The sequence below is a fragment of the Actinoallomurus acanthiterrae genome, assembly GCF_054775715.1.
Genome location: NZ_BAAHCO010000001.1, coordinates 6091220 through 6117714, shown reverse-complemented (window position 1 = coordinate 6117714; position 26495 = coordinate 6091220). Strand labels below are relative to the sequence as shown.

At 72.1% G+C, this 26495-nt stretch carries 29 protein-coding genes and 1 pseudogene; 17 read left to right on the top strand and 13 right to left on the bottom strand.

What is annotated here, in order from left to right; all coding sequences use genetic code 11:
• Positions 1-46: 46 nt before the first annotated feature.
• Both ACYVF7_RS29070 and ACYVF7_RS29065 read left to right on the top strand, forming a co-directional pair.
• Positions 47-910 (top strand): amino acid ABC transporter permease, encoded by an 864-nt coding sequence (locus tag ACYVF7_RS29070; RefSeq protein ID WP_460347009.1) that lies wholly within the window; start codon positions 47-49, stop codon positions 908-910.
• Between the two features lie 29 nt (positions 911-939).
• Positions 940-1692, top strand: a complete 753-nt coding sequence (locus tag ACYVF7_RS29065; protein WP_460358168.1) for an amino acid ABC transporter ATP-binding protein — start codon at positions 940-942, stop codon at positions 1690-1692.
• Between the two features lie 35 nt (positions 1693-1727).
• On the opposite strand, the gene ACYVF7_RS29060 is transcribed toward ACYVF7_RS29065, so the two are convergent.
• On the bottom strand, positions 1728-2204 hold the full coding sequence (locus ACYVF7_RS29060; protein ID WP_460347007.1) for a MarR family winged helix-turn-helix transcriptional regulator: 477 nt from the start codon (positions 2202-2204) through the stop codon (positions 1728-1730).
• A 58-nt stretch (positions 2205-2262) separates the two neighbouring features.
• Between ACYVF7_RS29060 and ACYVF7_RS29055 the strand changes: the two genes are divergently transcribed.
• Complete coding sequence (locus ACYVF7_RS29055) at positions 2263-2817, top strand: carboxymuconolactone decarboxylase family protein (protein WP_460347005.1); 555 nt, start codon at positions 2263-2265, stop codon at positions 2815-2817.
• A 21-nt stretch (positions 2818-2838) separates the two neighbouring features.
• Here the strand turns inward: ACYVF7_RS29055 and ACYVF7_RS29050 are convergent, their stop codons facing one another.
• Together ACYVF7_RS29050 and ACYVF7_RS29045 are read right to left on the bottom strand one after the other, a co-directional pair.
• Positions 2839-3492, bottom strand: a complete 654-nt coding sequence (locus ACYVF7_RS29050) for a response regulator (RefSeq protein WP_460347003.1) — start codon at positions 3490-3492, stop codon at positions 2839-2841.
• Positions 3480-4604, bottom strand: a complete 1125-nt coding sequence (locus ACYVF7_RS29045; RefSeq protein WP_460347001.1) for a sensor histidine kinase — start codon at positions 4602-4604, stop codon at positions 3480-3482. Before ACYVF7_RS29045 ends, ACYVF7_RS29050 begins: the two co-directional genes overlap by 13 nt.
• A gap of 131 nt (positions 4605-4735) precedes the next feature.
• On the opposite strand from ACYVF7_RS29045, the gene ACYVF7_RS29040 reads away from it, so the two are divergent.
• Both ACYVF7_RS29040 and ACYVF7_RS29035 read left to right on the top strand, forming a co-directional pair.
• Positions 4736-5113: a DUF6069 family protein gene (locus ACYVF7_RS29040; RefSeq protein ID WP_460346999.1), complete on the top strand. Its 378-nt coding sequence runs from the start codon at positions 4736-4738 to the stop codon at positions 5111-5113.
• Positions 5114-5236: 123 nt separating this feature from the next.
• A complete protein-coding gene (locus ACYVF7_RS29035; RefSeq protein ID WP_460346997.1) occupies positions 5237-5602 on the top strand; it encodes an alpha/beta hydrolase family protein in 366 nt (121 codons plus the stop codon).
• 38 nt (positions 5603-5640) lie between these two features.
• Here ACYVF7_RS29035 and ACYVF7_RS29030 read toward each other — a convergent pair whose 3' ends face one another.
• A complete protein-coding gene (locus ACYVF7_RS29030; protein ID WP_460346995.1) occupies positions 5641-6471 on the bottom strand; it encodes a MerR family transcriptional regulator in 831 nt (276 codons plus the stop codon).
• Positions 6472-6559: 88 nt separating this feature from the next.
• Here ACYVF7_RS29030 and ACYVF7_RS29025 point away from each other — a divergent pair, with 88 nt between their 5' ends.
• From ACYVF7_RS29025 to ACYVF7_RS29000, 6 genes are all read left to right on the top strand, one after another.
• Positions 6560-7198, top strand: a complete 639-nt coding sequence (locus ACYVF7_RS29025; RefSeq protein WP_460346993.1) for a PadR family transcriptional regulator — start codon at positions 6560-6562, stop codon at positions 7196-7198.
• A 192-nt stretch (positions 7199-7390) separates the two neighbouring features.
• Positions 7391-8593, top strand: coding sequence for an FAD-dependent oxidoreductase (locus ACYVF7_RS29020; protein WP_460346991.1), 1203 nt, complete (start codon positions 7391-7393; stop codon positions 8591-8593).
• Positions 8594-8848: 255 nt separating this feature from the next.
• Positions 8849-9307 (top strand): MarR family winged helix-turn-helix transcriptional regulator, encoded by a 459-nt coding sequence (locus ACYVF7_RS29015; protein ID WP_460346989.1) that lies wholly within the window; start codon positions 8849-8851, stop codon positions 9305-9307.
• The gene (locus ACYVF7_RS29010) at positions 9304-9684 is read left to right on the top strand and encodes a hypothetical protein (protein WP_460346987.1); all 381 of its coding nucleotides are present in this window, start codon (positions 9304-9306) and stop codon (positions 9682-9684) included. Before ACYVF7_RS29015 ends, ACYVF7_RS29010 begins: the two co-directional genes overlap by 4 nt.
• Positions 9618-10736, top strand: a complete 1119-nt coding sequence (locus ACYVF7_RS29005; RefSeq protein WP_460346985.1) for an MFS transporter — start codon at positions 9618-9620, stop codon at positions 10734-10736. Before ACYVF7_RS29010 ends, ACYVF7_RS29005 begins: the two co-directional genes overlap by 67 nt.
• 33 nt (positions 10737-10769) lie before the next feature.
• On the top strand, positions 10770-11063 hold the full coding sequence (locus tag ACYVF7_RS29000) for a DUF1330 domain-containing protein (RefSeq protein ID WP_460346983.1): 294 nt from the start codon (positions 10770-10772) through the stop codon (positions 11061-11063).
• A gap of 45 nt (positions 11064-11108) precedes the next feature.
• Here ACYVF7_RS29000 and ACYVF7_RS28995 read toward each other — a convergent pair whose 3' ends face one another.
• Complete coding sequence (locus ACYVF7_RS28995; protein ID WP_460346981.1) at positions 11109-12323, bottom strand: MFS transporter; 1215 nt, start codon at positions 12321-12323, stop codon at positions 11109-11111.
• 102 nt (positions 12324-12425) lie between these two features.
• Between ACYVF7_RS28995 and ACYVF7_RS28990 the strand changes: the two are divergent.
• Positions 12426-13162 (top strand): annotated as a pseudogene (locus ACYVF7_RS28990) (DUF5937 family protein); the annotation flags it as partial.
• Positions 13163-13165: 3 nt separating this feature from the next.
• Complete coding sequence (locus ACYVF7_RS28985; protein ID WP_460358166.1) at positions 13166-13510, top strand: ArsR/SmtB family transcription factor; 345 nt, start codon at positions 13166-13168, stop codon at positions 13508-13510.
• Positions 13511-13517: 7 nt separating this feature from the next.
• Here ACYVF7_RS28985 and ACYVF7_RS28980 read toward each other — a convergent pair whose 3' ends face one another.
• Positions 13518-14651, bottom strand: coding sequence for an FAD-dependent oxidoreductase (locus ACYVF7_RS28980; RefSeq protein WP_460346979.1), 1134 nt, complete (start codon positions 14649-14651; stop codon positions 13518-13520).
• Between the two features lie 145 nt (positions 14652-14796).
• Between ACYVF7_RS28980 and ACYVF7_RS28975 the strand changes: the two genes are divergently transcribed.
• A complete protein-coding gene (locus ACYVF7_RS28975) occupies positions 14797-15546 on the top strand; it encodes a TetR/AcrR family transcriptional regulator (protein ID WP_460346977.1) in 750 nt (249 codons plus the stop codon).
• 77 nt (positions 15547-15623) lie between these two features.
• On the opposite strand, the gene ACYVF7_RS28970 is transcribed toward ACYVF7_RS28975, so the two are convergent.
• The 3 genes from ACYVF7_RS28970 to ACYVF7_RS28960 all read right to left on the bottom strand — a co-directional run bounded on the left by ACYVF7_RS28970 (position 15624) and on the right by ACYVF7_RS28960 (position 18099).
• Positions 15624-16934, bottom strand: coding sequence for an FAD-binding oxidoreductase (locus ACYVF7_RS28970; RefSeq protein ID WP_460346975.1), 1311 nt, complete (start codon positions 16932-16934; stop codon positions 15624-15626).
• A gap of 62 nt (positions 16935-16996) precedes the next feature.
• On the bottom strand, positions 16997-17425 hold the full coding sequence (locus ACYVF7_RS28965) for a DUF4267 domain-containing protein (RefSeq protein WP_460346973.1): 429 nt from the start codon (positions 17423-17425) through the stop codon (positions 16997-16999).
• A gap of 35 nt (positions 17426-17460) precedes the next feature.
• Positions 17461-18099: a hemerythrin domain-containing protein gene (locus tag ACYVF7_RS28960; protein ID WP_460346971.1), complete on the bottom strand. Its 639-nt coding sequence runs from the start codon at positions 18097-18099 to the stop codon at positions 17461-17463.
• A gap of 72 nt (positions 18100-18171) precedes the next feature.
• Here ACYVF7_RS28960 and ACYVF7_RS28955 point away from each other — a divergent pair, with 72 nt between their 5' ends.
• Positions 18172-21417: a BTAD domain-containing putative transcriptional regulator gene (locus ACYVF7_RS28955; protein WP_460346969.1), complete on the top strand. Its 3246-nt coding sequence runs from the start codon at positions 18172-18174 to the stop codon at positions 21415-21417.
• Positions 21418-21469: 52 nt separating this feature from the next.
• Here ACYVF7_RS28955 and ACYVF7_RS28950 read toward each other — a convergent pair whose 3' ends face one another.
• On the bottom strand, positions 21470-22450 hold the full coding sequence (locus tag ACYVF7_RS28950; protein WP_460346967.1) for a helix-turn-helix transcriptional regulator: 981 nt from the start codon (positions 22448-22450) through the stop codon (positions 21470-21472).
• 128 nt (positions 22451-22578) lie between these two features.
• Here ACYVF7_RS28950 and ACYVF7_RS28945 point away from each other — a divergent pair, with 128 nt between their 5' ends.
• Entirely contained in the window at positions 22579-22974 is a 396-nt protein-coding gene (locus tag ACYVF7_RS28945) for a RidA family protein (protein WP_460358165.1), read from the top strand.
• Positions 22975-23332: 358 nt separating this feature from the next.
• Here ACYVF7_RS28945 and ACYVF7_RS28940 read toward each other — a convergent pair whose 3' ends face one another.
• Positions 23333-24187: an NAD(P)H-binding protein gene (locus ACYVF7_RS28940; RefSeq protein ID WP_460346965.1), complete on the bottom strand. Its 855-nt coding sequence runs from the start codon at positions 24185-24187 to the stop codon at positions 23333-23335.
• A gap of 118 nt (positions 24188-24305) precedes the next feature.
• On the opposite strand from ACYVF7_RS28940, the gene ACYVF7_RS28935 reads away from it, so the two are divergent.
• Positions 24306-24752, top strand: coding sequence for a MarR family winged helix-turn-helix transcriptional regulator (locus ACYVF7_RS28935; protein ID WP_460346963.1), 447 nt, complete (start codon positions 24306-24308; stop codon positions 24750-24752).
• Between the two features lie 27 nt (positions 24753-24779).
• Here the strand turns inward: ACYVF7_RS28935 and ACYVF7_RS28930 are convergent, their stop codons facing one another.
• A complete protein-coding gene (locus tag ACYVF7_RS28930) occupies positions 24780-25472 on the bottom strand; it encodes a DUF2306 domain-containing protein (protein ID WP_460346961.1) in 693 nt (230 codons plus the stop codon).
• Positions 25473-25745: 273 nt separating this feature from the next.
• Positions 25746-26495 (bottom strand): SDR family NAD(P)-dependent oxidoreductase, encoded by a 750-nt coding sequence (locus ACYVF7_RS28925; RefSeq protein WP_460346959.1) that lies wholly within the window; start codon positions 26493-26495, stop codon positions 25746-25748.

The window sequence follows — 26495 nt, the reverse complement described above, 5'->3', positions numbered from 1 at the left end:
GGTGGACGTCGCCGGTGCGGCGCGTACGCGGCATCCGCTGCGGTGGGTGGCGTCGCTCGTCCTGCTGGTGCTGGCGGCGCAGCTGGTGCACCTTCTGGTGACCAACGACAACTTCGAGTGGGGTGTCGTCGGGCGGTACTTCAACGCGTCGATCATCGGGCAGGGGATCGCGACGACGCTGGAGCTGACGGTGATCGCGATGGCCGTCGGTGTCGTTGGCGGGGTGCTGCTGGCGGTCGGGCGGCTGTCGGAGAACCGTCTGCTGCGGACGACCTGCGGGCTGTACGTGTGGTTCTTCCGCGGGATCCCGGTGCTGGTGCAGCTGGTGTTCTGGTACAACCTGTCGGCGCTGCTGCCGCGGGTGTCGTTCGGGATTCCGTTCGGGCCGGAGTTCGTCAGCGGGGAGACCAATCACCTGATCACGCCGTTGTTCGCGGCGATCCTGGGTCTGGGGCTGAACGAGGCGGCGTACATGGCGGAGATCATCCGTGGTGGGCTGCTGGCGGTCGATCCGGGGCAGACGGAGGCGGCGCACGCGCTGGGCATGAGTGATGCGCGGACGTTCCGGCGGATCGTGCTGCCGCAGGCGATGCGGTTCATCGTGCCGCCGACCGGCAGCCAGGTGATCAACATGTTGAAGGCGACGTCGCTGGTGAGCGTGATCGCGCTGGCGGATCTGCTGTACACGGTTCAGTCGATTTACAACCGGACGTTCCAGACGATTCCGCTGCTGATCGTCGCGTGCCTGTGGTATTTGCTGATCACGTCGGTGCTGTATGTGGGGCAGTCGTTCATCGAGCGCCATTACGCGCGGGGGGCGACGCGGAACGCTCCGCAGGGTTTCTGGGACTTCGTGCTGATGCGCCGCCGGGCGCAGTCGCCGCCGACCACTCCGGAGGTGCCGTCGTGACCGCCGTACCGCTGACCGACGCGCCGTCGATGGTGTGCGCCCGGAACGTCCGTAAGAGGTTCGGGCATCTAGAAGTGCTCAAGGGCATCGACCTGGATGTGGCGGCGGGGGAGGTGGTCGTCGTGCTGGGCCCGTCGGGGTCGGGCAAGTCGACGTTCCTGCGCTGCATCAACCATCTGGAGACGATCGACGGTGGTTCGATCCATGTCGATGGTGAGCTGATCGGGTTCCGTGCGGACGGGGGCCGGGTCCGGCACCTGCGCAAGCGGGAGATCACCCGGCAGCGCCGGGAGATCGGGATGGTGTTCCAGCAGTTCAACCTGTTCCCGCATCTGACGGTGCTGCAGAACGTCATGGAGGCGCCGACGGGTGTGCGTCGTGAGCCGCGCGGTCCGGCGCGGGAGCGTGCGCTGGAGCTGCTGGTGAAGGTCGGGCTGGCGGAGAAGGCGGAGAGTTATCCGCGGCAGTTGTCCGGCGGGCAGCAGCAGCGGGTGGCGATCGCCCGTGCGCTGGCGATGCGGCCGAAGCTGATGCTGTTCGACGAGCCGACCAGCGCGCTGGATCCGGAGCTGGTGGGCGAGGTGCTGGCGACGATGAAGGGCCTGGCGGAGGAGGGCCTGACCATGGTGGTGGTGACGCACGAGGTCGGGTTCGCGCGGGAGGTCGCCGACCGGGTGGTCTTCATGGACGGTGGCGTGGTCGTGGAGTCCGGGTCGCCGGCTTCGGTGCTGGACGATCCTTCGAATCCGCGTACGCGGGCGTTCCTCAGCCGGGTGCTGTAGCGACGGGGGCCGCCGGCGAGGCGGCCCCCGGGTGTTCAGGGTGCGAACCAGCTGACGGTGTCGACGCCGAGGGCGGCGGGGGCGACCACTGAGCGCAGGGTGTCCTCCAGGCCGGTGAGGCGGTCGGCGCCGACGGTGGCCGCCCACCGGGAGCGCAGCTCGTCGAAGATCGCTGCTGCTCGGGTGAGTGAGTCGATGCCGCGGGCGGTGAGGCGTACGAGCTTGCGGCGGCCGTCGGCGGGGTCGTCGACCCGCTCGGCGTAGCCGAGTTCCTCGAGGCGGTCGATGGTCTTGCCGGCGGCCTGTTTGGAGACTCCGAGGCGGCGGCCGACCTCGCTGGCGGTGGCGCCGCCGGGGCCGATGGCCTGCATGGCGAATCCGTACGCGGGCCGTACGTCGGGGTGGCCCTGACGTGCCAGTTCGGCGTGGAGCTCGTCGATGAGCGTGCGGAATCCGGCGATGAGGAGCAGGGGCAGCTCATAGCCCGGCCGGTCGTCAGCCGTTGCAGACATCGTCAACCTGGTTTACTGTTTCGACAACCACGTTGCCGAGTTTAGGGGATGATCCCTCATGGCGTTCACCGAGCACACGATCGAGTCCGCACCGGCCGCCGCCCGACGCTCCATGGAGGCCGCCGCCAAGAAGCTGGGATACCTACCCGCGGCGGTCGCCCGCCTCGCCGCCTCCCCGCAGATGCTGGACGGCTTCCTGCGGGCGAACGCGCTGTTCGAGACGACCACGTTGAGCCCGCTGGCCCGGGAGGTGCTCGTCATGACCATGGCCACCCGCAACGGCTGCCACCTCTGTGTGGCCATGCACACGGCCGGCCTGACCGGGCTCGGCGCGGACCCGGACCTGATCGCCGCGCTGCGGGAGAGCAGGCCCCTCAACGACGCGCCGCTGGAGGCCATGCGGCGGTTCGTCCTGGAGGTCCTGGCCACCTCCGGCGCGGTCTCCGACAAGGCCATGGAGGAGTTCCTCGGCCACGGCTACACCCGGCAGAACGCCCTGGAGGTCGTCCTCGGCATCGGCGTCTACACCATGTCGACCCTGGCCAACCGCATGACCGGCGCGCCCCTGGACGAGCGGCTGGAGCCGTTCGCCTGGACCGGGCACGCCGCCTGACGCCTCCGGTTCACGGCATGCTTACGCCAGGCCTGCGTCGTGGGCCAGGAGCGCGATCTGGGTGCGGTTGTCCAGGTCAAGTTTGGTGAGGATGCTGGAGACGTGGGCCTTGACCGTCGTGAGGCCCATGGCCAGTTCGGCGGCGATGTCGGCGTTGGTCCGGCCCCGGGCGATCGCGAGGGCCACCTCGTGTTCGCGCGGGGTCAGGGCGGCCAGCGTGGTGCGTGCCCGTTCGTAGGCGCCGGCGTGCGTGACGGTGCGGTCCATGAGCCGCCGGGTGATGCGGGGGGACAGGATCGGGTCGCCCGCGGCGACCCGGGTGACCGCCTCGACGATCTGCGGCGGCGAGGCGTCCTTGAGCAGGAACCCGCTGGCGCCGGCGCGCAGCGCGTACAGGATGTTCTCGTCGGTGTCGAAGGTGGTCAGGACGATCACCTCCGGCGGGTGGGCGCGGGCGCGCAGCCGGCGGGTGGCGGTGATGCCGTCCACGCGCGGCATGCGCAGGTCCATCAGCACGACGTGGGGGGCATGGGCGTCGGTGGCGGTGATGGCCTCCTGGCCGTCGGCCGCCTCGGCGACCACGCTGATCCCGGCGGTGCCGTCCAGCATCATGGACAGGCCCGCGCGCACCATGGCGTCGTCGTCGACCAGCAGTACGCGGATCACGCCGGCCATGGTAGCCAGGCCCGGAGGCGGAACTGCCCCTCGGTGATCTGGTGGTCCAGCCGCCCGCCGGCCAGGCGTACCCGCTCGGTGAGGCCGACCAGGCCCAGGCCGCTGCCCGGCGCGATCGGGGCCGGTTCCGCCGCGGGCAGCGGGTTGCGGACGTCGATCACCAGGCGGGTGCCCGGGGCGCCGTGCAGCAGCACCTCGACCGGCAGGCCGGGGGCGTGCTTGCGCGCGTTGGTCAGCCCCTCCCGCGCGACGCGGTAGGCGGTCCGGGCGGCGCCCGCCGGGAGGGCGGCGGCGTCGGCGACCTCGTCGCGCAGCCGTACCGGCTGCCCCGCCTGGCGCGCCTCGGTGACGAGGCGCGGCAGGTCGGCCAGCGTGGGCTGGGGTTCCATGCCGTCGCCGGTGTCGTCCTCCTCGCGCAACAGGCCGATCACCTGGCGCAGCTCCTCCAGCGCCTGGTGCACTCCGGTGCGGACCACTCCGGCGGCGCGGGCGAGCTGTTCGGGGGAGGAGTCCGGGCGGTACTCCAGCGCTCCGGCGTGGGTGGCCACCAGGGACAGCCGGTGGGCGAGCACGTCGTGCATCTCCCAGGCGAGCGTGCGCCGTTCGGCCATGCGGGCCTCGGCGATCCGCCTGCCCTGCTCGGCCTCGGCGCGCCGGGCGCGTTCGCGCAGCGAGATGAGCAGTGCGCGGCGGGAGCGGGCCAGCGCGCCCCAGCCGACCAGCGCACCGTACGCGGCGCAGATCAGCACCAGCCACCAGCCCAGGGAGATGCCGGAGTTCGGCCGCAACAGTCCCTGGACCACGTGGGCCGCGATGCCCGCCGACCCGACGGCCACCGCGACGGAGAACCGCCTGCGCTGGGCGACCTGCAGCGCCCCCATCGTCGCCGCCGGCGTGGCCATGGGGAAGGCCACGGCCAGGAGGGTGGCGGTGAGCGCCCCGGCGACCGGCCACCACAGCTGGGCGACCGCCGCGAGCACGCTCACGACCGCGACCGCGACGTCCAGCCAGGGCGTGGAACCGCGTCCCCACAGCGAAACGCCGGTCAGCGCGCCCGCCCCGAGGGTCACGCTCGCCACCGCGATCGGATGCGGGGAGGGCAGCTCATTCACCGGGCCAGGCTATTCGCGGGTGCGGAAGGGCCGGTACCTACTTAAGTCGGACCCGCCCCCCGCCGGAGCAGGAGCGGACGCGACCGCGCGCCCGATGCCGCGGCCCCGGCGGCCGGGCGAGGCTGACCGGCATGAACACCTCCGTCAACAGACTCCTCCTCACCGTGTTCGGCGCGCCCGCGGCGGCCCTGGCCGTGTGGGCACTCGCGGTGCCGTTGGCCGGGACCACGCTGACCGTGCGTACGGGCGGCGGCACCAGCACGGTCGGGCCGGCGCCGGTCGCGGTCGCGAGCCTGCTGGCCGGGCTCGCGGGCTGGGCACTCCTGGCCGTCCTGGAGCGATCGGCCGCCCGGCCGCGCCGCATCTGGACGATCACCGCCGCGGCCGTGCTCGCCCTGTCCCTCACCGGCCCGCTCACCGGCGCCGCCGGTTCCGGAGCGGCGCTGGTCCTGGTCCTGTTGCACCTGGTCGTCGGCGCCGTGCTGCTCCTCGGGCTCGCGCGGCGATGACCCTGCCCTACGGATACCTGACCGGTCTGGTCCTGGTCGCGGCCTGCGCCGCGTTCGCGCTGGCCGCGCCGGGCCGGCCCCGGCCGCTGGCCATGCTCGCCTTCTTCATCGGCGTGGTCGTCAATGAGCTGCCCTTCGTGGTGTTCGCGTGGCTGCTGGCCGCCACCGTCCTCGCCTTCCTCCAGGGCGACCTCACCCCTCGCCCACGTCCGGTCCGACGCGCCGCCGTTCCTCATCGTCCACGGAGACCACGACACCCTCGTCCCCGTCCAGAGCGCACGGCTGTTCGCCGAACGCCTGCGGGCCCTGTCGGCCCGGCCGGTGATCTACGCCGAACTACCCGGCGGACAGCACGCCTTCGACCTGTTCCACTCGCTGCGTTTCGAAGCCGTCATCAACGCCGTCGACGCCTTCGCCGCGCACGTCCTGCCGCCCGGACCTCAGGCGAGGGCCGCCGCGCCGGACCGCGAGATCCCAGGGGCCGGGTGACTTCGGCCGCGCCCGGTGTGCGCAGGCGGGCCGGGCGGTCACTCCCAGATCGCGGAGTCCGGGTCGACTCCGTGGGCCGCGGCGTTCGCGAAGATCGCGTCGCGTAGCCACACGGCCAGGCCCGGTGCGGCCGTGTCGAAGTACTCGGCGTACCGGGGATCGTCGACGAACGTCCGCCCGATGCACGCCTGCATCGCGTGCGTGCAGTCGAAGTACCGCGAGAGCAGTGCGCGATGCCGTTCCGCGAGGGCGTTCGCCTCGCCGGAGCCGGGTGCGACGCCGGCGCGCTTGGCGGCGGCGAGGTCGGTGTTCAGCGCGTCGGTCGTGGCCGCGATGCCCTTCCAGTCCTCCGGTGTCATCCGGTCGGCCCGCTCGGCGTACTGCGCCCACTGCGCGCTGTCGCCCCAGCGGTCCTCGGCCTCATCGACCCAGGCCGGCTGCCAGTCGTCGCCGAAGATCTCGACCTGCTCCTCCGGAGTCAGCCGCATCCCCTTCTTCGACGCCTCCAGCATGCGTTCGACCGCGCCGACCATCTTCTGCAGGCGGTCGATGCGTTCCATCAGCTGTGACCGCTGCCGGCGCAGATGGTGGCGCGTGTCGGTGCCCGGGGCATCGAGGATCCGGCCGATCTCGGCGAGCGGGAAGCCCAGCTCCCGGTAGACGAGGACCCGGTGGATCCGGGCGACGTCGTCGCCCGAGTACACCCGGTATCCGGCCCAGGTGCGTTCGCTCGGGCGCACGAGGCCGATGGCGTCCCAGTGGTGCAGCGTCTTCACGCTGACCCCGACGAGAGCGGCCGCCCGGCCGACGGTGAGGCCGCCCGGTCCGGCGTCCTCGATCGTCTCTTGGTCGTGGGCGTCACTCGTCACCGGCTCAGTATGGCTCGTGGGCTGATGGGCACGCATAGTCGTGGGGGGATATACTCGTAGGCGAGTATTCGGATGCGAGGTGATGGTGATGGCGAAGCGGCGGAAGGTCGGCAACCTGCTGGCGCTCGCCGTCCTGTCGGCGGTCACCCAGCGGCCGATGCACCCGTACGAGATGGCCTCCGCTCTGCGCGCCTGGGGCAAGGACCAGGACATGAAGATCAAGTGGGGGTCGCTGTACACGGTCGTGCAGAACCTGGCCAGGCACGGTCTGCTGGAGGCCGCAGGGAGCACACGGCAGGGCGGCCGCCCCGAGCGCACCGTCTACCGGATCACCGAAGCCGGCCGGGAGGAGCTGGCCGACTGGGTGCGTGAGCTGGTCTCCACCCCGGAGCCGGAGCAACTGCGGTTCACCGCCGGTCTGTCGGTGCTGGCGGTCCTGCCGCCGGACGAGGCCGCGCGTCTGCTCGAACGCCGCCTCGCGCTGCTGGAGGAGGAGCTCACCGAGCGGCGCGAGGCGCTGGCGCGCTACGCCCGGGAGGTTCCGCGGCTGTTCCTGGTCGAGGGGGAGTACGAGCTGGCCGTCCGGGAGGCGGAGACCGCCTGGGTCCGCTCGCTGCTGGAGGAGCTGAGGTCCGGGACGTTCCCGGGCCTGCCGGAGTGGCGGGCCTGGCACGAGACCGGCGGTATACCGCTCCAGGCGGGGGAGGAGAGCGACACCACGACATAGGAACGGCCCCGGCGAGGTGCGGCAACACCGCGCCGGGGCCGTCAGCCTCGAACCGAAACCCACGCAGAGCCCGGCCACGAGGTGGCACTCGAAAGGATAGTCGGGTTCCTCCGTGGGAGCCGGTTCGGACGCACGAGATCCGGATCGATCAGCCGGAGACCGGGATCGGCCGGTCCCCGGCATGGAGGAACCATGACGAGAATTAAGACCGCACTGGTCATCGGCGGCGGCATCGCCGGGCCGGTCGCGGCGGTGGCGCTGCGCAAGGCAGGCATCGAGGCCACCGTGTACGAGGCGTACCCGAGCACGGCGGACGGCGTCGGCGGCTCACTCGCCCTGGCGCCGAACGGCGTCGCCGCGCTCCGGACCGTCGGAGCCGACGAGGCCGTCCTGGCCGCCGGCCGTCCGCTGCACCGGGGGATCATGGCGATGGGCGCCAAGCGGCGCTTCGACATGCCCTGGCCTTCGCCCCTGCATCTGATCTGGCGCGCCGACCTGCACCGGGCCCTGCACGACCACGCCGTCGCGCACGGCGTCCCGGTCGTCCACGGCAAACGCCTCACCGGCGCCGACGAGACCCCCTCGGGAGTGACCGCGCGGTTCGCCGACGGCACCACCGCCACCGCCGACGTCCTCATCGGCGCCGACGGCGTCCGCTCGACCGTCCGCGGGCTCATCGACCCGGACGCGCCCGGCCCGGACTACACCGGAATGCTCGGCTTCGAGGCCGTCGTGGACTGCGATGTGCCCGGCGGCCCCGGCAGCATCACCTTCGCCTTCGGCAAACGCGCGTACTACATCTACCGGCCCCTCCCCGGCGGCGGCGCGGAATGGGGCGCCAACCTGCCATGGCGCACACCCCTGCCCATCGCCGAGGCCCGCGCGGTGCCGGCCGCGGAATGGCTGCGCCGGCTCCACGACGCGTACGGCGACGACGACCCCGGCCGGCGGCTGGTCGAGCGCACCGGCGCGGACCGGCTGCAGGTCATCGGGGCGCTGCAGATCATGCCGAAGGTCCCGCACTGGCACCGCGGCCGGATGGTCCTGGTCGGCGACGCGGTGCACGCCCCGTCCAACAGCTCCGGCCAGGGCGCGTCCCTGGCCATCGAGAGCGCCGTCGAACTCGCCCGCTGCCTGCGCGACCTGCCCGACGCGCCAAGCGCCTTCGCCGCCTACGAGCACCTGCGCCGCGACCGCGTGGAGACGATCGCCGCACGCGCCGCGAAGATCAACCACGCCAAGGCGCCCGGCCCGGTGGCCCAGGCGATGATGCCGCTGCTCATGCCCATCCTGACCAGGACGGTCATGAACCCGGAGAAGACCACCGGCCCGGTGTACCGCCACCGGATCGACTGGAACGCCCCCGTGGAACCGGTCCCCCCGCACGAACGCTGATCGGCTTCTCTCGGCTCCGCGTCCGGCGCGGAGCCGAGAGAGGCCCGGCGTTGCGAATACTCACGTGTCCTGGCGGTACGTGTGCGCGAGGCGGTCTTGGAGCTTGGCGTGGCGGAACTGGCAGATCGGCCCCACTTGGCGTAGCAGCCCGGTCCGGTGTGCATGGCCGGCCGCCGTCGCGGATGCGAATCGAGGCCGCCCGCGCCAGTCGACCATTTCCATAAACTATGAATATAAAGATGCTATGCTTCGAGCATGCGTCGTCAAGACACCGCTCCTGGCGCGTCCGCCGCCATCGGGGAAGCCCTCTACGGCCTGGCCACCAGGGCCGCGAGACGCCTGCCCCGGGACATGAGCCTGACGTCCGCCGCCACCCTGGCCACCCTGGACCGGACCGGCCCGCGGCGCATCACCGATCTGGCCGCGGTCGAGGGCGTCACCCAGCCCGCGATGACCGCCCTGGTCCGGGTGATGGAGGAGTCCGGCCTGGTCGAGCGGCGGGGCGACGCGTCCGACAAGCGGGTCACGCTGGTGTGCCTGACCGAGGCCGGCACCTCCTATGTCCGGGCGCGGCGCCAGGCGGGCGTCCACGCGTTCGAGCGGTTGATCGGCGAGCTCACCGGCGACGAGGTCGAGGCGCTGGTGGCGGCCCTTCCGGCGCTGAAGCATCTGGCAGAGCTCGAAAGCCAGGACCGCGAAGGGCCGAAGCAGTGACCGGGCAGCCGGTCGGCGGGGCCGCGGTGAAGGCGTTCCCGGTGGCGCGTTCCGAGGCGCGGCTGCTGGTCCCCGCCCTGATGTTCATCGCTCTGGTCGTGGCGGCGGTCGCCAGCCTCGGGACGCCGCTCATCACCAGCGTGGCGACCTCGTTCCACGTCTCGCTCGGCAGCGCGCAATGGACGCTGACCGTCGCGCTGCTCAGCGGCGCCGTCGCCACGCCGGTCCTGGGCCGGCTCGAGCCGGCCCGCACCGGCGGGCCACGATCCTCGCCACGCTGGCGGTCGTCGTCGCCGGCAGCGCGCTCACCGTGCTGCCGCTGCCGTTCGCGTGGCTGCTGGCCGGCAGGGCGGCCCAGGGCGTCGGGCTCGGGCTGACGGCGCTGATGATGGGCGTGGCCCGGGACCACCTCCCCGAGGAGCGCAGCGCGGCCGTGATCGCCCTGATCTCGGTGGTCTCGATCATCGGGGCCGGCGTCGGCTACCCGCTGGCCGCACTGCTCGCCGAGCTCGGCGGGGTACGGGCCGCCTACGGCCTCGGCCTGGTCGTCACCGCCGCCGCCCTCCTGACCGCGTGGCGCTCCATGCCCGAAGCCCCCGAAGGCCGCTCCGCCCACGTGGACGTGGCAGGCGCGGTCGTCCTGGCCGCTGCGCTGCTCCTGGTGCTGTTCCTCGCTGGCGAACGGAATCTGTGGAGCCGGCACCTCGCCGTGGCGGCGGGCCTCGCCGTCGTCGCGGTGGTGCTGCTCTGCGTCTGGGCCGTCATCGAGCTGCGCAGCACGACGCCCCTGGTCGATGTGCGGGCGGTGCGGCACCCGGCGGTCGCCGGGGCGAACCTCGCCATGTTCGTCGGCGGGATCGGCATGTACCTCCTGCTCACGCTCATCACCCGGTACGCGCAGACGCCGCACGGCGCCGGCTACGGCTTCGGGCTGACGACCTTCGTCGCCGGGCTGGTCCTCATCCCGTTCTCGGTGCTGGGGTTCGTCGCCGGCAAGCTCACGCCGCGGGTCCGGACGCGGATCGCCGACCCCCTGCTCCTGGCCGGCAGCGCCGTCGTGGTCGGCGGCGGGTTCGCCCTGTTCGCGGCGGCCCGGTCGGACCTGGCCGAACTGTTCGCGGCGATGGGCGTGCTCGGCTTCGGCGTCGGCGGCTTCTCGGCCGCCATGCCCGGCGTCATCCTGGCCGTCACCCCCAAGAGCGAGACGTCGAGCGCCATGAGCTTCAACTACGTCGTCCGCAGCGTCGGCTACTCCCTGGGCAGCGCCATCGGCGGCCTGATCCTCGCCGCGGGCACCGGCCCCGGCCACCTCTTCCCCGACGACAGCGCCTACACCACCGCGGCGCTGATCGGCATCGCCGCGATGGCGATCACGACAATGACCAGCCTCGCTCTCGCCCGCCGACGCTCGTCCGAGACCAACCCGTAAGTCAGATGCACTCATCCCAACACTGGAGGTTCCATGCCCAAGGGCTACTGGGTCAGCGCCTACCGCACCATTTCAGACCCTGAGAAGCTGGCTGCTTACAACAAGCTGGCCCGCCTGGCCGTCGAGGCCGGGGGCGGTCGGGTCCTCGTCCGTGGCGGTCGGGTCGTGGCGCATGACGCCGGAATCGCCGAGCGCACCGTCCTGATCGAGTTCGACAGCTTCGAGCAGGCCGTCGCGGCGCACGAGAGTGCGGCCTACCAGGAGGCGCTGGCCGCACTTGCCGACGGCGTCGAGCGCGACTTCCGCATCGTCGAAGGCCTCGACTGACCGAGGTCCAGTCGGATCTTCACTGAAGCCGGAGAACGTACGGCGCTATTTCCACCCCTCGGCGGCGGCCGAGGACACCCTCCGAACGGCGGAGGCGGAGAGGAGCGTCGCAGCGGCGAGGCTGCCCCAGAGGGCGGCCGGGCCGTGGGGCTCGAGAGCGGTGATGACCGCCGGGGAGACGGCGAGACCGAAGCCCGTGGAGAGCTGGAAGCGGGCCAGGGCGCGTCCCAGGACATGGGCCGGGGCGAGGGCGGTGACGAGCGCGGTGGCGCTGCCGGCGTAGATGATCTCGCCGATGGTGCAGACCACGGAGACCGCGGCGACGGCCGGGACACCCCAGCCGTGCCCCAGTGAGGTGGCCGCGAGAAAGCCGAGGTAGGACGCGGCCAGCACCACGCCAGAGAACGCCAGCCCGGTCCGCCGGGAGAAGCGGGACATCAGGACGGTGACCGGCACCTGCAGGGTGACGACCAGCGCCGTGTTCGCCACGAAGACGGCTGCCGGCCACACCGGGGACGCGTGGAACTGCGTCACCAGGACCAGAGGGAGCGCGATCTCGGGGACGTTGAGGCAGAAGACGTAGACCACGTTGGCGGCGAGCAGCGCGAGCATCCCGGGTGCGGGCTCCTCGTCCAGGCCCCTGGCCGGGGCGGCCTCCGCCGGATGCGCGTGCACGTGGACCGACCACGCCAAGGCGGCCGCGGCAAGGTAGGCGAGCGCGGTGACAACTGCCAGCGCCCGCAGCGCGGTGGTGCCGCCCGCCAGGCACACGGCGGCAAGGAGTCCTCCGACGCCCAGGGCGGCGTTGCGCAGGGCGCGGGCCCCTGCGAGGGCGGTGTCGCGTTCTCGGCCGTCGGCGACCGTGGCCACGAGCGCGGCGTGGGCGGCCGGCCATGCCTGGTTGCCGATGCCGAGGAAGAGTGCCGCCATCGCGAACAGCCAGACGTGCCCCGCTGGGGCGGCCAGCAGCAGCGCCACGCCCAGCACCCGCACCAGCATCGACGCCGCCACGACCGTGCTACGCGCGCCCCGGTCCAGCCATCGGCCCACCGCGGGCATGCACACCAGACCCGCGACGATGCCGGCCGTCATGGTGGTGCCGGTGACCGGCGCGGACAGCCTCAGTACCGTCACGCCGTAGAGCAGCAGAAAGGGCCGCAGCAGGCCGGTGCCCAGCGCGTCCACGGCCAGGGCGACGGCATAGCGGGGGCCTCCGGAGGCACGGACGAGGGCGCGGGGCTTTCTGGTGATGGTTGCCATGGCGTCAGACGGTGCGTTCGGCCGCCGGGGCAGGGCACGTCGGTTGACGCACATCGTCAATCGACACCGTCGCCAGGTCGCCCGGCCGGTGATGATGGGCGGATGACGCTGAGGATCGACATCAGCGGCCTGCCGTCCGGGCGAGTGCGGTTCGCCGCCTCCCCGCTGGCCGAGCTGACCGCGATGCTGCACGTGCTGGCCGAACCCGGTCACCATCCGCAGTTCGCCGGCTGGGCGGCGACGTCTGGGCCGGGCTGCGGCCGGAGCTGGCCGAGCGGCTCAGGGAGGCGGAGTTCCTCTGGCGTTCCTCACAGGCCGACTTCCTGATCCCCGCCCGGCCCCGGCCCACCCTCGCCGAGGAACTGGACGACGTGGACCGGATCGACGACGAGACGTACGTGACCGCCGCGCTCGTCACCACCTGCGGCAGCAGCCGGGTCCATTTCCCCGGGGCGTCGCCGCTCACCGACACGACCGCGCGCGAGCGGGCGCTGGACGTGGCCCAGGCCCGCGGCGCGCTGCAGGAGGCCTTCGCGGAACGGCTGCTCGCGGACCCGGCCGCGGTGCGGGCGCGGGTGCGCCACACCCTCGAAGAATGCGCCGGAGCCTTCTTCGACGACGCCTGGGCGGGCGTCACGGCGCAGCTCGCCACCGATCTGCGCCTGAAGAACGAACTGCTCAGGCGCCAGGGCATCGGGGCGGCACTCGCCTCGGTCTCCGGCGCGGTCACCCTGGCACCGGACGGCGACTGCATCATCGTGGACAAGGTGCAGGACAAGGCGACCGCCGCCCGTGACGCCGGGGTCACCTTCATCCCCAGCGTCTTCGGCCGCCCGCACCTGGTGGCGGTCCACGCGCCCGGGTGGCATCCGGTGGTGCAGTACCCCGTCGCCGAGCCGAGTCCGGCGGAACCGGTCTCTCTGGAGACGGTCACCCTCCGGCTGGAGGCGCTCGCGCATCCGGTACGGCTGCGGCTCCTGCGCACCCTGGCCCGCGGCCCGCACACCACCGGCGAACTGGCTCACTTCTGGGAACTCTCACCGCCGGAGGTGTCCCGCCACCTCGCCGTCCTGCGCCGCGCGGGCCTGCTCACGGCTCGACGGCACGGTCGTTACGTCCGGTACACCCTCAATCTGCCCGATCTGGCGGCGTTGGGCGCCGACCTGCTGGCGGCCGTACTGCGCTGATCTGAACCTATGCCGGCTCGGGTCGTTCCGGGTTCGGGACGTAGGCGGGGAGCGCGGCGAGGCTGTGGCGTACGGCCTCGCCCCCGTACTCGAACATCTGCCGCTCGTAGCCGTCGACCGCGGAGAGAAGATCCTGGCGGCCCTCGGCGGCCTCGATCAGGCGGCGGCCCAGCAGGCCGGCATCGCGCAGGGCGGTGTTCGCGCCGTTGCCGCCGGTCGGAGAGGTGGCGTGGATGGCGTCACCGAGCAGCGTGACCGGACCGGGCGCCCAGCGCTCACCTGGCTCGACCACCTGGATGGACAGCAGGGTGCTGTTGTCCGGGTCGGCCTGCTCGATGAGCGCCTGCAGGTCCGGGTGCCAGCCGTTCATCCTGGACAGCGCGGCCTCCTGTGCCGTCAAGGTGCCGAGAGAGCCGTCCGGCGGGAGGATCATGGCCCAGCGCACGTAGTCATGGATGTCGGGGAGCGTCACTTCGGGTGCGAGTTTCTCCGCGGCCTCCTTCGGCGGAACGGGGAACCGCATCGCCCCGAGCAGCAGACTCACCCCGTCCCCGACGATCTTCCCGCCGTAGGCCCGGGACAGGCCGGCGAACTGCTCCGTCAGCGGCGTGCGGCCGATGACGAACCGGACGCCGGTGTCGGTCGGGGTGGTCTGCGGCGTCAGCACCCGGCGAACCGCGGAGCCGACCCCGTCCGCCCCGACGAGCAGATCGGCGGTCGCCGGATCGCGTTGCGCGAACCGGGCTTTGACCCCGCCGTCGTCCAGCACGTCGTAACCGGTCAGCGCGGCCCCGGTGTGCACGGTGAGTCCGGTCAGCAGCAGGTGCCGGAGTACGTGCCGGTCGACCACGATCCCGCTCTTGGCAGGGCCGAGCTCGCCGATCTTGTTCAGCTGGGCGTCCAGGGCCAGTCGCTCAACGTAGGCGTCACTGACGACCGCGTCCAGCAGCGGGTGCCAACGCTGTGGCAGACAGCTGCGCAGCGCCTCGAATCCGACCGGATCCAGTACGAGCCGGTACCCCTGAAATCGTGCGGTGATCGCTGGGTCCCGCTCGTACACGTCGACCTCGATCCCGGCGCCACGCAGGGCCTGTGCCAGGCACAGACCCCCCAGGCCGGCCCCGGCGATGGAAACTCGCATCACACACCTCCTGAACAGACTGTCCGAACCCTGCTCAGGACCTGAGCAGGGGTACGCGAACCCACACAGAGACGAACTTAGTTCTGCATGAACGATCTAAGTTCTACTTAGCGAACATTGATCGTGTCAAGCTATAGTGACCGGTATGCCCTCCGGTCCCCGGCAACGCCGAGCAGCTCGTCACGCCCAGCCCGCTGGGGAGCCCTCAGCGGCGTCATCACGCAAGAAACCCATCACGGTCGACCGGATCACCGACGCCGCCCTGCAGGTCGTGGCCACCGAGGGCTACGACGCACTGACCATCCGCCGAGTCGCCGCGGTGCTCGGCACCGGGCCGTCGTCGCTGTACGCGCACATCGTCAGCAAAGAGGACATCGACGATCTGCTCGTCGGCCGGCTCTGCTCCGAGGTCGTGCTGCCCGAACCGGACCCGGCCACGTGGCGCGAGCAGATCCTCGACGTGTACGCGCAGATCCGCGACCAGTACCTGAAATACCCCGGAGTCTCCCGTGCCGCGCTGGGCGTGGTCCCGACCAACCTCTCCACCTTGCGGGTCAGGGAAGGGCTGTTGGCGATCCTGCTCGCCGGCGGAATCGAACCGCAGAACGCCGCCTGGGTGCTCGATGCTCTGTCCCTCTACGTCAGCGCCTACGCCTTGGAGCAGTCGCTGGTCCAGCAGCGGCGCACACACCCGGACCAGGAATGGGTCCTCGGCCGCGAGGAGCTGATCCGCCGGTTCACCGCACTGCCGGCCGACACGTTTCCGCAGACCCGGCGCTATGCCGCCGAGCTGACCTCCGGCACCGGGCACGACCGGTTCGAGTTCACCCTCGGCCTGATAATGGACAACCTCCCCCCGCGCCGGCCGACACCGGCATCCGACACCGCCGGATGAAGCCGGATGATCTCCGGCAGGGCGACGGCCCCGCCGCCCTGGTGGGCGGAGGGGCCGTCGCCCTGCCGGGAACCGGCCTATCCGAGCACCGGGAAGTTCGCGCGGAACACGTTGTGCGGGTCACGGGCCCGCTTGATCTCCCGCAGCCGCGCGAGCGCGCTGCCGGAGAAGGACTTCGCCGCCGTGTCACCGGGGGACAGCAGGGTGTACGGCTTGCGGCCGCTGACGTAGGCCCCCAGGTCGGCCACGACCTCGGCCTGTTTGGCGCGCGTCGCATCGGCCGTGTGCGGCAGGCCGAGACCCAGCAGGCCGAGCAGGTACGGCTCGGCCACCGCGCCGCTCGCACCGGCCCTGCCGCCCGGCTCGGCGAGCGCCCCTCCCAGGTGCCTGATCTGCACGTTGATGAGCGGTTCGACCGGCTTGGCCAGCAGGAGCTCCACCGCGTCCGTGTCCAGGCCGGTGAGCAGCTCCGCACGAGCGATGGCCGGCACCGGATCGGTGGGCTCGGCGGTGATGTCACCCAGGTCGGCGACCGGGACGACGCCGCGGCTGTCGGAGATCGCGCCCCCGATCTTGTCGATGCGCGCCAGCAGGTCCTCCCCCTGAGCCGCCTCACCCAGGTAGGCCAGATCCAGCGTCACCATCGGCGGCGCGCCCGGCGGCTGCAGCCGGTTGATCCAGACACTGAGTTCACGCGGCGCCTCGGCGGTGATCTCCAGGAACGCGTCGAACACCTCCCTGGTCCGGTGCTCCGGCCAGATCACGCGCCCGCCGTACAGGACCGGCACGGGATACAGCTCGAGCTCGAGGGCGGTCACCACCGCGAAGTCCCCGCCACCGCCGCGCAGCGCCCAGAACAGCTCGGGATCGGACTCGGCGGTCACCCGGCCCGGCTCGCCATCGGCGTCCACGATGTCGAAAGCCCGCACGCTGTCGGAGGCGAAGCCGTACCTGCGGCTGAACCAGCCGACCCCGCCGCCCAGCGTGTAGCCGGTCACGCTGACCCCCGGCGCGCTGCCGGACAGGCCGGCCAGACCCAGCGGACCGGCCGCGGCCAGCACCTGCCCCCACTTCACGCCCGCGCCCACCCGGACCACACGCTCCTTCGCGCCTACCTCCACCTCGTTCAGCAGGCCGGTACGCAACAGGATCAGGCCTTCCACATCACCGGAGGCGCCATGCCCGGTCGGCTGCGTGGTCACCGTCATACCCGCCCGCCGCGCGTAACGCACGAGCGCCGCCACGTCATCGGCATCCGCGGCCTCCGCCACGGCCGCCACCGGCTGCCTGACGGTCAGATTCCACGCGGTGGCCGCCTGTTCAAAGCCGTCGTCACCGGCCAGGAGCACGCGCCCCTTGAGGACACCGCGCAGATCGTTGATCGTCATCGTCGTCTCCCTTTTCGAGTTCTCAGAAAATGCGAAGGAACACCGTGCAGCCCGTGCGGACGTCAGGCGGGCTGCGCGGCGGGCGCTGGGGCGGCGGCCTCCTGGGCCTTGCGGGCCTTGCCGGTCTCGCGGAGGATCAGCAGGCCGGTGGCCGCGATCAGGGCCGCGGTCAGGCCGTGGATGCCGAACGCGGCGGCCATGGAGCCGTGGTGGGCCAGGACATTGACCATGTCGCCGAACGGGGCGACGGCCACCATCAGCAGGACCCAGCCCAGGGCGCGGCGGTGGCCCGTCACCAGCAGGACGCCCATGGCCAGGCCCATCGCGATCTCGCGGCTGCCCTTCACGACGGGGAAGCCGCTGTCGCCAGAGGGCCAGTTCGGCAGGCCCGGGAAGGACGTCCCGAGGGGCAGGACGAAGGACAACCCGAGGTAGAGGGTGAACAGGACGACGGCGGTGGCCAGGACGGTGTTGAGCTTCTTCAGCGACATGGTTGTTCTCCTTTGATGTTCAGACCGGGCAGGGTTCAGCCGCGGACACGGCGGATGTGGCGGGCGTAGCGGGGGCGGCCGATGACGTGCCAGACGACGCGGACCGGGGTGGGCAGGCCGCGCAGGACGATGGCGCGCTCGGCCCGGTTCGCGTCTTCCAGGACCGCGCCGAAGAGCGTGAGCAGGGTGAGCTTGGGAGTGTTGTTCACCAGGTGGTCGCCGAGGGAGGCCCACTCCTGTTCGGTGACGTGCTCGGCCGCGAGCGGGAGGAGGGTGGCCTCCTCGTCGTCGAGGTGTTCCAGCAGGACCGCGCGGTGCTCGGTGAGTGCGGCCACGAGCGTGTCGCGTTCGTCGGCGCCCGCGGTGGCCTCCCAGGCGGGGACCGCGGCGTCCAGCCTGGTCAAGGTGGCCGCGACGCGTTCGTGCTGGGTCTCCATGCGCAGGACGACGTCGGCCTCCAGGTCCACCCGGGAAAGGAGCGGCGGCCACAGCAGCTCGTCCTCGCCCTCGTGATGGTTGTGCAGGCCCAGCCGGTAGTCGCGGAAGTGGTCGGCGATCACCGTGGCGCGAGCGGTGTCACCCGGGGTGACGGCCGCGACGAGTTCCACCAGCAACCGTGACTCACGGCGGAAGACGCGGTGGACGATCTCCATGTCCTGGGTGTTGACGCTCATCTGTTCCCGCCCTTGGTCGGTTGCGACGTGTTCAGGCTGCTCCCGGGCGTTTGGAGGGCACTTGGAGTTGACTTGGACCAGTCCACGTACGATGTGCGGATCATGGTCTTCGTCCGGGTGCTGGGCTCGTTCACGGCCGAGGTGAACGGTGAGGCCGTTCACCTCGGCGGGCCTCGGCAGCGGGGCGTGCTGGCGTTGCTGGTGGCGGCGCGCGGGCAGGTCGTGCCCGTCGACCGGATGATCGAGGATCTGTGGCGCGGGGAACCGCCCGCGCGGGCGCTGATGTCCCTGCAGGCGTACGTGTCCAACCTGCGCCGGCTGCTGGAGCCCGGACGCCCGCCGCGCACACCGGCCCGGCTGCTGGTGAGCGCGGCACCCGGTTATGCGCTGCGGCTGCCACCGGAGTCGGTGGACGCGTGGCGGTTCGAGGACCTGCTCGACCAGGCCCGTACGGACACCGACCCGCGCGCCGCCCAGGCTCGGCTCGCCGAGGCGCTGGGGCTGTGGCAGGGACCGGCGTTCGCCGAGGTCGCCGACGAGCCGTGGGCCGCCGCCGAGACGGCCCGGCTGAACGAGCTGCGCCTGGTCGCCACCGAACTGCACGTCGCGGCGGGTCTGCGAATCGGCGACCCCGCCGCGGTGGTTCCCGAGGCCGAGCGGCTCACCCGCGACGAGCCCCTCCGCGAGGAGGGCTGGCGGCTGCACGCCCTGGCGCTGTGGAGCAGCGGCCGCCAAGCCGACGCGCTGGCGACGCTCCGCCGCGCCCGCGGCATCCTCGCCGAGGAGCTCGGACTCGACCCCGGCCCGGACCTGACGGCGTTGGAGGAGGCGATCCTCACCCAGCGCACGGACGTCATGCGCGCGACCGTGCCCCCGCCACCGCCGGCCGCACCGCCGCCGCGGCCGGCTCCGATCGTCGAGGCGCCGTTCGTCGGACGCGAGGCACAGCTGTCGGCACTGGTCACGGCCGCCGCCGAGGCCGCCACCGACGGCGCCCGCATCGCCCTTGTCACCGGCGAGGCCGGGCTCGGCAAGTCGACGCTGCTGGAACACCTCGGCAGGCGGCTCGAACGTGACGGGTGGCTGGTCGCCGTCGGCCGCTGCCCCGAGGTCGACAGCGCGCCGCCCGCGTGGGCCTGGACCGAGGCGCTGAGAGCCGTCGCCGCGACCACGTCCCCGGGCGGGTTCGCGGACGACCTCGCGCCGCTGCTCACCGACACCGAGCCGGTGACCGCCGACGCCACCGCGGGACGGTTCCGGCTGCGCCAGGCCGTGTGGAAGTGGCTCGCGGCGGTCGCCACGGAACGCCCGGTCGCCGTCGTGCTGGACGACCTGCACTGGGCGGACGCCGCCACGCTGGAACTGCTCGGCGGCGGCCTCGGCACGCGGGCCCCGATCCTGGTCGTCGCCGCGTACCGCGCGGACGAGAGCGGGCACCTCACCGAAACGCTGGCCTCCCTCGCGCGCGCCACGCCCCTCCGCCTGGCGCTGCCGGGGCTGACCGACGAGGCCGTCGCGGAGCTCGTACGGACCGAATGCGAGGCCGACGAGGAGACCATCGCCGGGATCGCCGAGCGCACCGGCGGCAACCCGTTCTACGTGCGCGAAAGCGCCCGGCTGGTGAACGGCGAAGGCGCGCTGGTCGCCCTCTCCGAGGTCCCCGAGGGCGTACGGGACGTCCTCCGCCGCCGGTTCGCGCGCCTGCCCGAGGGAGGCGTGTCCATCCTCCGGCTCGCCGCGGTCGCAGGCCGGGAAAGCTCGGTGGACGTCCTCGTCAAGGCCGCCGACGCCGACGAGGACGGCGTGATGGACGCGCTGGACGCGGGCGTCATCGCCGGGCTCCTCGACGAGCCCGGCCCCGGCCTCATCCGCTTCGTCCACGCCCTCGTCAGGGACACGCTCATCGCCGACGTCAGCAGATTGCGTGCCACCCGGATGCACGCCCGGATCGCCGACGCCCTGGAAGGCACCGACGACATCGCGGCGCTGGCCCACCACTACACGCGCGCCGGCTCACCGAAGGCCGTCGGCTACTGCGTCCAGGCCGCCGAGCTCGCCGAGGCCCGCTACGCCCACGACGTGGCGGCCGACCTCCTCACCGACGCCGTCACCAACTCGACGGGACCGGACGAACGCGTCGAACTGCTCGGCAGGCTGCTGCGCGCGCAGATCCGGGCGGGAGCCGTCGGAGCCGCCCGCGAGACACGCCGCGAAGCCGTGGAGTACGCGGAGTCCCTGGGCCGCGACGACCTGATGATCGCCGCATTCACCGCGTGGACAGAACCGACCCCCTGGCAGGCCCGTACGTACGGCACGGTGGACCGGCCCATCGTCGACCGCCTGAGCCGCCTGCTGAAGCGCGACCTGACCCCTCCGGTGCGGTCCCGGCTCCTGTCGGCGTACGCGAACGAACTGGTCGGCGAGGACGACCCGACCGTCCTGGAGGCGGCGCAGGAGGCACTCGACCTCGCCACCGAACCCCGGCTGCGGGCCGCGGCACTCGCGATCCTGGCCGAAGTCCACGGCGACGCCGAGCTCTGCCGGGAGCTCGTGGAGATCGGCACCGAGCACGACCTGCCGGTCTACCGCGTCACCGGGCTGCTCAACCACGCCGGCGTCGCCGCCGCCGCCAACGACCCGGTGACCATGCACCAGGTGACCACCGAGGCCCTGGAACTCGCGCGCACCTACCGGATGCCCGAGGCGATCGCCGTCACCGAGATCACGCTGGCGACCCTGGCGCTCATCGAAGGCCGAATCGCCGACGCCGAACTCCTCTACCTCAAGGCCGACGAGGGCATGCGGCGCATCGGATCGGTGCACGCCGCGGGCTTTCTCCAACTCGCCCTGGCCGTGATCTGGCTGAACGACGGCACGCTCGGCGCGCACCTGGACGACGTGCGCGCCCTCCACGCCGCGCTCGGCCCCATGGTCTCCGACCTGCTCGCGCTCGCCCTCCACGCCAACGGCCTGGACGCCGAAGCCCGCGAGGTCCGCGCGTCATCCAGCCCGATCCGCCCCGACTTCTTCTTCACCTTCCTCACAACGTTGCGCGCGATGGCCATCATCGCCCTGAACGACCGCGACGCCGCCGAGGAGATCTACACGACGCTGCTTCCGCACCGCGACGGCCCCCCGGCGGGCGCCACGAGCCTGTCGCTGGCGCTGCGCCCGGTCGCCCACACCCTCGGCGAGCTGGCCGTCCTCCTCGGCCGCGACCACGAGGCCACCGCCCACTTCACCCAGGCCGCCACCATCGCCGACCGATGGAACGCACCCTCCTGGGCCGCCGAGGCCCGGTCCCGAACGACCACCTAGCCCTTACCCACGTCGCGGGGGTGGATCGGCGTGACAACTCGGCGATCGCCCATCAGCTCTCAGGCCGGCGCTCGTAGGCGGTGGCGATCGCGGCGGCGCGGTCGCGCAGGGCGGCGCGCAACCACTGTGGGGCCAGGGCTTCCGCGCTCGTGGCGAGGTGCCACAGCGCCCATTCGGCGTGTCTCGGATCTTGGAAGGTCACCTCCAGCCGCAGCCGGCCGTCTGGGTCGGTTTCTTCGGCGCGGACGGCCAGCGCGGTGCCCACCAGGTCCTCCCGCCGCGCCGGGTCCATCCGTACCAGCACGGTGACCTGGTCGCCGCCCGTCCGGAACCGTGTGCTGCGTTCCTGCCAGGCCCGGTCCAGATCGACCCGGTCTGGTCGCTGTGCGGGTTCGGCGAGTTCCTCGGCGGCCAGGACCCGGGACAGCCGGTAGGTGCGGTCCGCGCCGGACCTCGTGGCCAGCAAGTAGCCCTGGTCGCGTACGGTGACCAGGCCGATCGGGTCCACCGTGCGCCACTTCGGGCTCTGGCCCACGGCCGCGTAGTGGATGCGCAGCCTGTGTCTCGCGAACACCGCGCGCCGGACCTCGGCCACCACGGCGTCCGGCACCTCCTCGGCGACCAGCCGGCGCGAGAGGAGGTCGGTCTCCGGGTCGATGAGCAGTCGCTGGGCCGCGCCGGCCGCGATGTCTCGATGGCTTTCGGGGCGCGCGTCGACCACCTTGAGCATGGCCGAAGCCAGCGCCGACCCGAGACCGAACGCCTGCGCGCCGCGCCGCGATCCGGCGACCACCAGGGCGAGCGCCTCGTCGGGGTTCAGTCCGGTGAGCTCGGTCCGGAAACCGGGCAACAACGCGAAACCGCCGTGCCGGCCGCGTTCGGCGTAGACGGGGACGCCGGCCGCGGACAGCGCCTCGATGTCGCGCAGCACGGTGCGGGTGGAGACCTCCAGCTCGCGGGCCAACGCGGCCGCGGACAGCCGACCGTGCTGCCGCAGCAGCAGCACCAGCGAGACCAACCGGTCGGCGCGCATACGACGAAACCTACCGAAATACACGACACAGGATGTCGTGATTTGTTGGCAGGCTCATCAACACGACCCAGGCCGCTGAGCCGATGGGCGTACGTACTCTCGATGAATCGAATGGAGCTGATGTGGCAATGGAGCGCACCGCGGTCAACCCCTGGGCGTGGTCGGTGGAGATGGGGTACAACCAGGGCGAGATCGTCTCCGGGCACACCCGGACCCTGTACTGCTCCGGGCAGACCGCGATGAGCGGCGACGGCAAGCCCCAGCATGCCGGTGACATGGCGGCGCAGTTGGCGCTGAGCCTCGACAACCTGGAGGCCGTGCTCGGCGAGGCCGGAATGTCCCTCGCGAACCTCGTCCGGCTCAACGTCTACACCACCGACGTCGATCGGCTCTTCGAGCACTACGGCGTGCTGGCGTCGCGGTTGGGCGCCGCCGGGGTGGCACCGTCCACCACGATGCTCGGGGTGACACGGCTGGCGATCCCCGACCTGATGATCGAGCTTGAGGGAACCGCCGTAGCGTGATGGCGGCGCTAGGCGTACTGACCGGGGACAGTGGTTGAGCGTCGCTCGGGGGTCTCTCACTGTGTGAGAGATCGGGCCTGGCGAACCCTGATGGCCAGTCGGCGAAGTGCATCGCCGAGCTCGTCGGGCCTCATCGCAGGCGAGCGGAGCGGACGCCGCGTACTGTATCTGACCACCGAACGCGGCCTCGCCCTCCTGGATCCGAACCCCTGATGGTTCGACGCTCGAACCATGCCCACCTGCGGGCGAGGCCACCGAAGCGTTCCTGGCCCGCCGCCATCTCGACGCCGACACGCTGCGCTCGTACGGGCAGACCATGACCCTGTTCACGACCTGCCGCACCCGGGATTTCCCGCCGCTATCGGACGGTGAAGGCGGCGGCGTTACGGGCGCACCAGTCGGCGAAGGTGGCCGGTGCGCGTCCCAGCAGCCGCCGTACGGTGTCGGTGCGGAGCCCGGTGGTGTCGGCGCGCATGAGGGTGAACCCTTCGACGATGGCGTCGGCGAGTGCCGGGGGAGCGCCGTGGGGGAACCGCGCGCGTACGGCCTCCTGCGGCGTGGCGATCTCGCGGACCTCGAGGGGACGGCCGATCGCCTCCGCCAGGATCCGGGCCTGCTCGGTGACGGTGAAGGTCTCCTCGCCGGTGAGGACGTACTCCTCGCCCTGGTGGCCGTCCTCGGTGAGGGCGAGGGCCGCGACCGCCGCGATGTCCGCCGGGTCGATCGGCGCGTAGCGGCCGGGGCCGATCGGGTCCAGGATGAAGCCCTCCTCGTGGATGGTGGGCAGCCAGTCGAAGGCGTTGGTCATGAAGCCGCCGGGCCGCAGGAAGGTGGCGGGGATGCCGGAGGCGCGGATCGCCTCCTCTCGTTCGTGGTGCCAGCGGCCCATGGCGGGCATCGGGTCGCCGAGGACGTTGAAGGAAGACAGGTGGACGATGCGGCTCACTCCGGCCGCCCGGGCGGCGGCGACGGCGCGGGCGGTGTGCTCGATCCCGATTCCGGGTGTGAGCAGGAACAGCCGGTCGACGCCGGCGAAGGCGGGCGTCAGGGTCGCCGGGTCGTCCAGGTCCGCGACGGCGCGCTCGGCGCGGGCGGGCAGCGCGGCGGCGCGGGCGGGGTCGCGTACGAGGATGCGGAATTCGGCGTCTTCGGCGGCGAGCTGCCGGACGAGCTCGCGGCCGACGTTTCCGGTGGCGCCGGTGACCAGTATCATCGGGATTCCCTAAGGTCGTTTGCCGTCTAACGATTACGCCGCAAGACGTTAGCCGGGAAATGATTAGCCGTCAATCGATCTGTCCGCGGGCTCGTTCCGCGATGCCCTGGAGGGCCCGATGCCCGAGTTCCTGGACCTGCACGGCCGGACGAACAAAGTGGTCCGGGCGGCGGCCGACGCCGCCCTGCGACGCCACGGCCTGCACCTCGGCCAGGATCACCTGCTCGCGGTGCTGTGGGAGCACGACGGCAGCACCCCCGGTGAGGTCGCCGCCGCGCTCAACGTCACCACCCCCACGGTCGTCAAGATGGCCACCCGCATGGCCACGGCCGGGCTGCTCACCCGTCGCCGCGACGACCGCGACAGCCGCCTCGTACGGCTCTGGCTCACCGAGGCGGGACACGCGCTGCGCGAGCCGATCGAGGCCGAACGCCGGCTCCTGGAGGAGAAGATCACCGCGGACCTCACCGCGACCGAGCGCCGCCACCTGATGAGCGCGCTGGCCAAGGTCCACCGGTCGGCGAACGACCTGCTGGGCGGCCCGCCCAACGACTCCGCCGGCTGACATCCGGGCCACCGGCGCGCCGTGCGATCAGGCCTTTCGATAGGGGAGCCACCATCCGCTCCTCGCGGAACGTGATCGGCGGCGTCTGATGAGGACTTCCGCTGCGACGAGGTTGACCATCCAGCCGAGGGCCTGGCCGATGGGGATCATGGATGGGGCGTTGTCGCCGATGGAGCCCGCGCTGGTGGCGGTGAAGGGGATCTGGGCGAGGAGGAGGAGCGGGACCAGGATGCGGGAGGTGACGGCGAGGAAGGTCAGGGCGTAGTTGCGCGTCATCCAGTTCTGGTGACGGATGTAGTCGTGGCGGCGAGCCGCCCGGTAGGCGAGGACGCCGGTGACGAACCAGAGGACGGCCGGGATGGTCAGGCCGATCTGGGTGATGAGGCGGCCGGACAGCAGGGCTACCGGGACGGCGGCGACGGCGGAGGGCAGGACCCCGGCGAGGAGGTAGAGGCGGCCGATCGTGCGGTGGACCTGTCCGCGTGTCCGGATGGCCGGGACGAACTGGAGGGGGCCCAGGACGAGGGCGATGAAGGCCGTGAAGACGTGGGCGACGAGCACGGCGTAGTGGGCTTCGCCGCTGACGTCCAAGCGGCTGTCGTTGATGTTCAGGAGCAGGTAGGGGCTGACAAGGACCGCGCCGAAGATGGTGGCGACGATGAACATCAGCCAGACCTTGCGGGCTCTTCGCGAGGTGGCGGCGGCTGGTCCGGCTGTCATGTGCTCCCCTTGGTCAGCGGAGGGTGACGCTGGCATCAGTGTCAGGCCGCCTGGCGGTCGGTGTGCATGTGATCCCCTCCGATGACGGTGATGTCGCACCATCGTCGGAGGCGGTCACGGCGGCCGTCGTCGTATCGCGGGAGGCTTCCCGCATACGTCCCTCGGCGTAGCCGAAGTCCCTCACCCGGCCTGGCCGGTTTCCAGGCGGCCGAGCCGAGCCGCTCGACGGCGCGGTCGCTGTGGCGGGTGGTGGCTCCCGTACCGGCAGGCCGATCAGGCCAGGTAGCCGCCGTCGATGGTCAGGACGGCGCCGGTGACGAAGGACGCGCCCGGACCGGCCAGGAACGCGATCCCCGCCGCGATCTCCTCCGGCCGCCCGAAGCGCCCCATCGCGTTGGCCGCCCGCTGCACGTCCGCGAACGGCCCGTCGGCCGGGTTCATGTCGGTGGCGACGGACCCGGACTGGACGACGTTGACGGTGATGCCCCGAGGGCCCAGGTCGCGGGCCGCCGCCTTGCTGTAGCCGACGATCGCGGCCTTGGTCGCCGCATAGTCGGCGACGCCCGCGAACCCGGCGCGGCCGGCGAGGTGCGACCCGACGGAGACGATGCGCCCGCCGTCCCCGATGACCTGGGCGGCGGCCCGGATGCCCGCGATGACGCCGCCGACGTTGACGGCGAACTGCCGGTCGAAGGCGGCGACGTCGCGGTCGGGCTCGTCGACTCTGCCGGTGACGTACGCCGCGGCGTTGTTCACCAGGACGTCGAGGCGTCCGAAGTCGGCCGCCACGGACCGTACGAGGTCGCCGACCTGGCGGGGATCGGCCTGGTCGGCCCGGTAGGCGGCGGCGCGGACCCCGGAGCGTTCCAGATCGGCCACCACCGACCCGGCCTTCTCCCCGGAGGCGACGTAGCTGATCGCCACCGCCGCGCCGTCGGCCGCCAGTGCGCGGGCGGTCGCGGCGCCGATCCCGCGCGAACCGCCGGTGACGAGGGCGACCTTGCCTTCCAAAAGGGGGGTCAT

Bases quoted from the DNA above. Each gene is read 5' to 3' on its own strand.
- ACYVF7_RS28980 (WP_460346979.1), bottom strand. From the start codon at position 14,651: ATGCGAGTTTCCATCGCCGGGGCCGGCCTGGGGGGTCTGTGCCTGGCA.
- ACYVF7_RS28930 (WP_460346961.1), bottom strand. From the start codon at position 25,472: ATGACAGCCGGACCAGCCGCCGCCACCTCGCGAAGAGCCCGCAAGGTC.
- ACYVF7_RS29055 (WP_460347005.1), top strand. From the start codon at position 2,263: ATGGCGTTCACCGAGCACACGATCGAGTCCGCACCGGCCGCCGCCCGA.
- ACYVF7_RS29050 (WP_460347003.1), bottom strand. From the start codon at position 3,492: ATGGCCGGCGTGATCCGCGTACTGCTGGTCGACGACGACGCCATGGTG.
- ACYVF7_RS28925 (WP_460346959.1), bottom strand. From the start codon at position 26,495: ATGACCCCCCTTTTGGAAGGCAAGGTCGCCCTCGTCACCGGCGGTTCG.
- ACYVF7_RS28965 (WP_460346973.1), bottom strand. From the start codon at position 17,425: ATGTCGCTGAAGAAGCTCAACACCGTCCTGGCCACCGCCGTCGTCCTG.
- ACYVF7_RS28945 (WP_460358165.1), top strand. From the start codon at position 22,579: ATGGAGCGCACCGCGGTCAACCCCTGGGCGTGGTCGGTGGAGATGGGG.
- ACYVF7_RS29025 (WP_460346993.1), top strand. From the start codon at position 6,560: ATGGCGAAGCGGCGGAAGGTCGGCAACCTGCTGGCGCTCGCCGTCCTG.
- ACYVF7_RS28975 (WP_460346977.1), top strand. From the start codon at position 14,797: ATGCCCTCCGGTCCCCGGCAACGCCGAGCAGCTCGTCACGCCCAGCCC.
- ACYVF7_RS29040 (WP_460346999.1), top strand. From the start codon at position 4,736: ATGAACACCTCCGTCAACAGACTCCTCCTCACCGTGTTCGGCGCGCCC.
- ACYVF7_RS29035 (WP_460346997.1), top strand. From the start codon at position 5,237: ATGAGCTGCCCTTCGTGGTGTTCGCGTGGCTGCTGGCCGCCACCGTCC.
- ACYVF7_RS29060 (WP_460347007.1), bottom strand. From the start codon at position 2,204: ATGTCTGCAACGGCTGACGACCGGCCGGGCTATGAGCTGCCCCTGCTC.
- ACYVF7_RS29000 (WP_460346983.1), top strand. From the start codon at position 10,770: ATGCCCAAGGGCTACTGGGTCAGCGCCTACCGCACCATTTCAGACCCT.
- ACYVF7_RS28995 (WP_460346981.1), bottom strand. From the start codon at position 12,323: ATGGCAACCATCACCAGAAAGCCCCGCGCCCTCGTCCGTGCCTCCGGA.
- ACYVF7_RS29015 (WP_460346989.1), top strand. From the start codon at position 8,849: ATGCGTCGTCAAGACACCGCTCCTGGCGCGTCCGCCGCCATCGGGGAA.
- ACYVF7_RS28935 (WP_460346963.1), top strand. From the start codon at position 24,306: ATGCCCGAGTTCCTGGACCTGCACGGCCGGACGAACAAAGTGGTCCGG.
- ACYVF7_RS29065 (WP_460358168.1), top strand. From the start codon at position 940: ATGGTGTGCGCCCGGAACGTCCGTAAGAGGTTCGGGCATCTAGAAGTG.
- ACYVF7_RS28970 (WP_460346975.1), bottom strand. From the start codon at position 16,934: ATGACGATCAACGATCTGCGCGGTGTCCTCAAGGGGCGCGTGCTCCTG.
- ACYVF7_RS28950 (WP_460346967.1), bottom strand. From the start codon at position 22,450: ATGCGCGCCGACCGGTTGGTCTCGCTGGTGCTGCTGCTGCGGCAGCAC.
- ACYVF7_RS28960 (WP_460346971.1), bottom strand. From the start codon at position 18,099: ATGAGCGTCAACACCCAGGACATGGAGATCGTCCACCGCGTCTTCCGC.
- ACYVF7_RS28940 (WP_460346965.1), bottom strand. From the start codon at position 24,187: ATGATACTGGTCACCGGCGCCACCGGAAACGTCGGCCGCGAGCTCGTC.
- ACYVF7_RS29020 (WP_460346991.1), top strand. From the start codon at position 7,391: ATGACGAGAATTAAGACCGCACTGGTCATCGGCGGCGGCATCGCCGGG.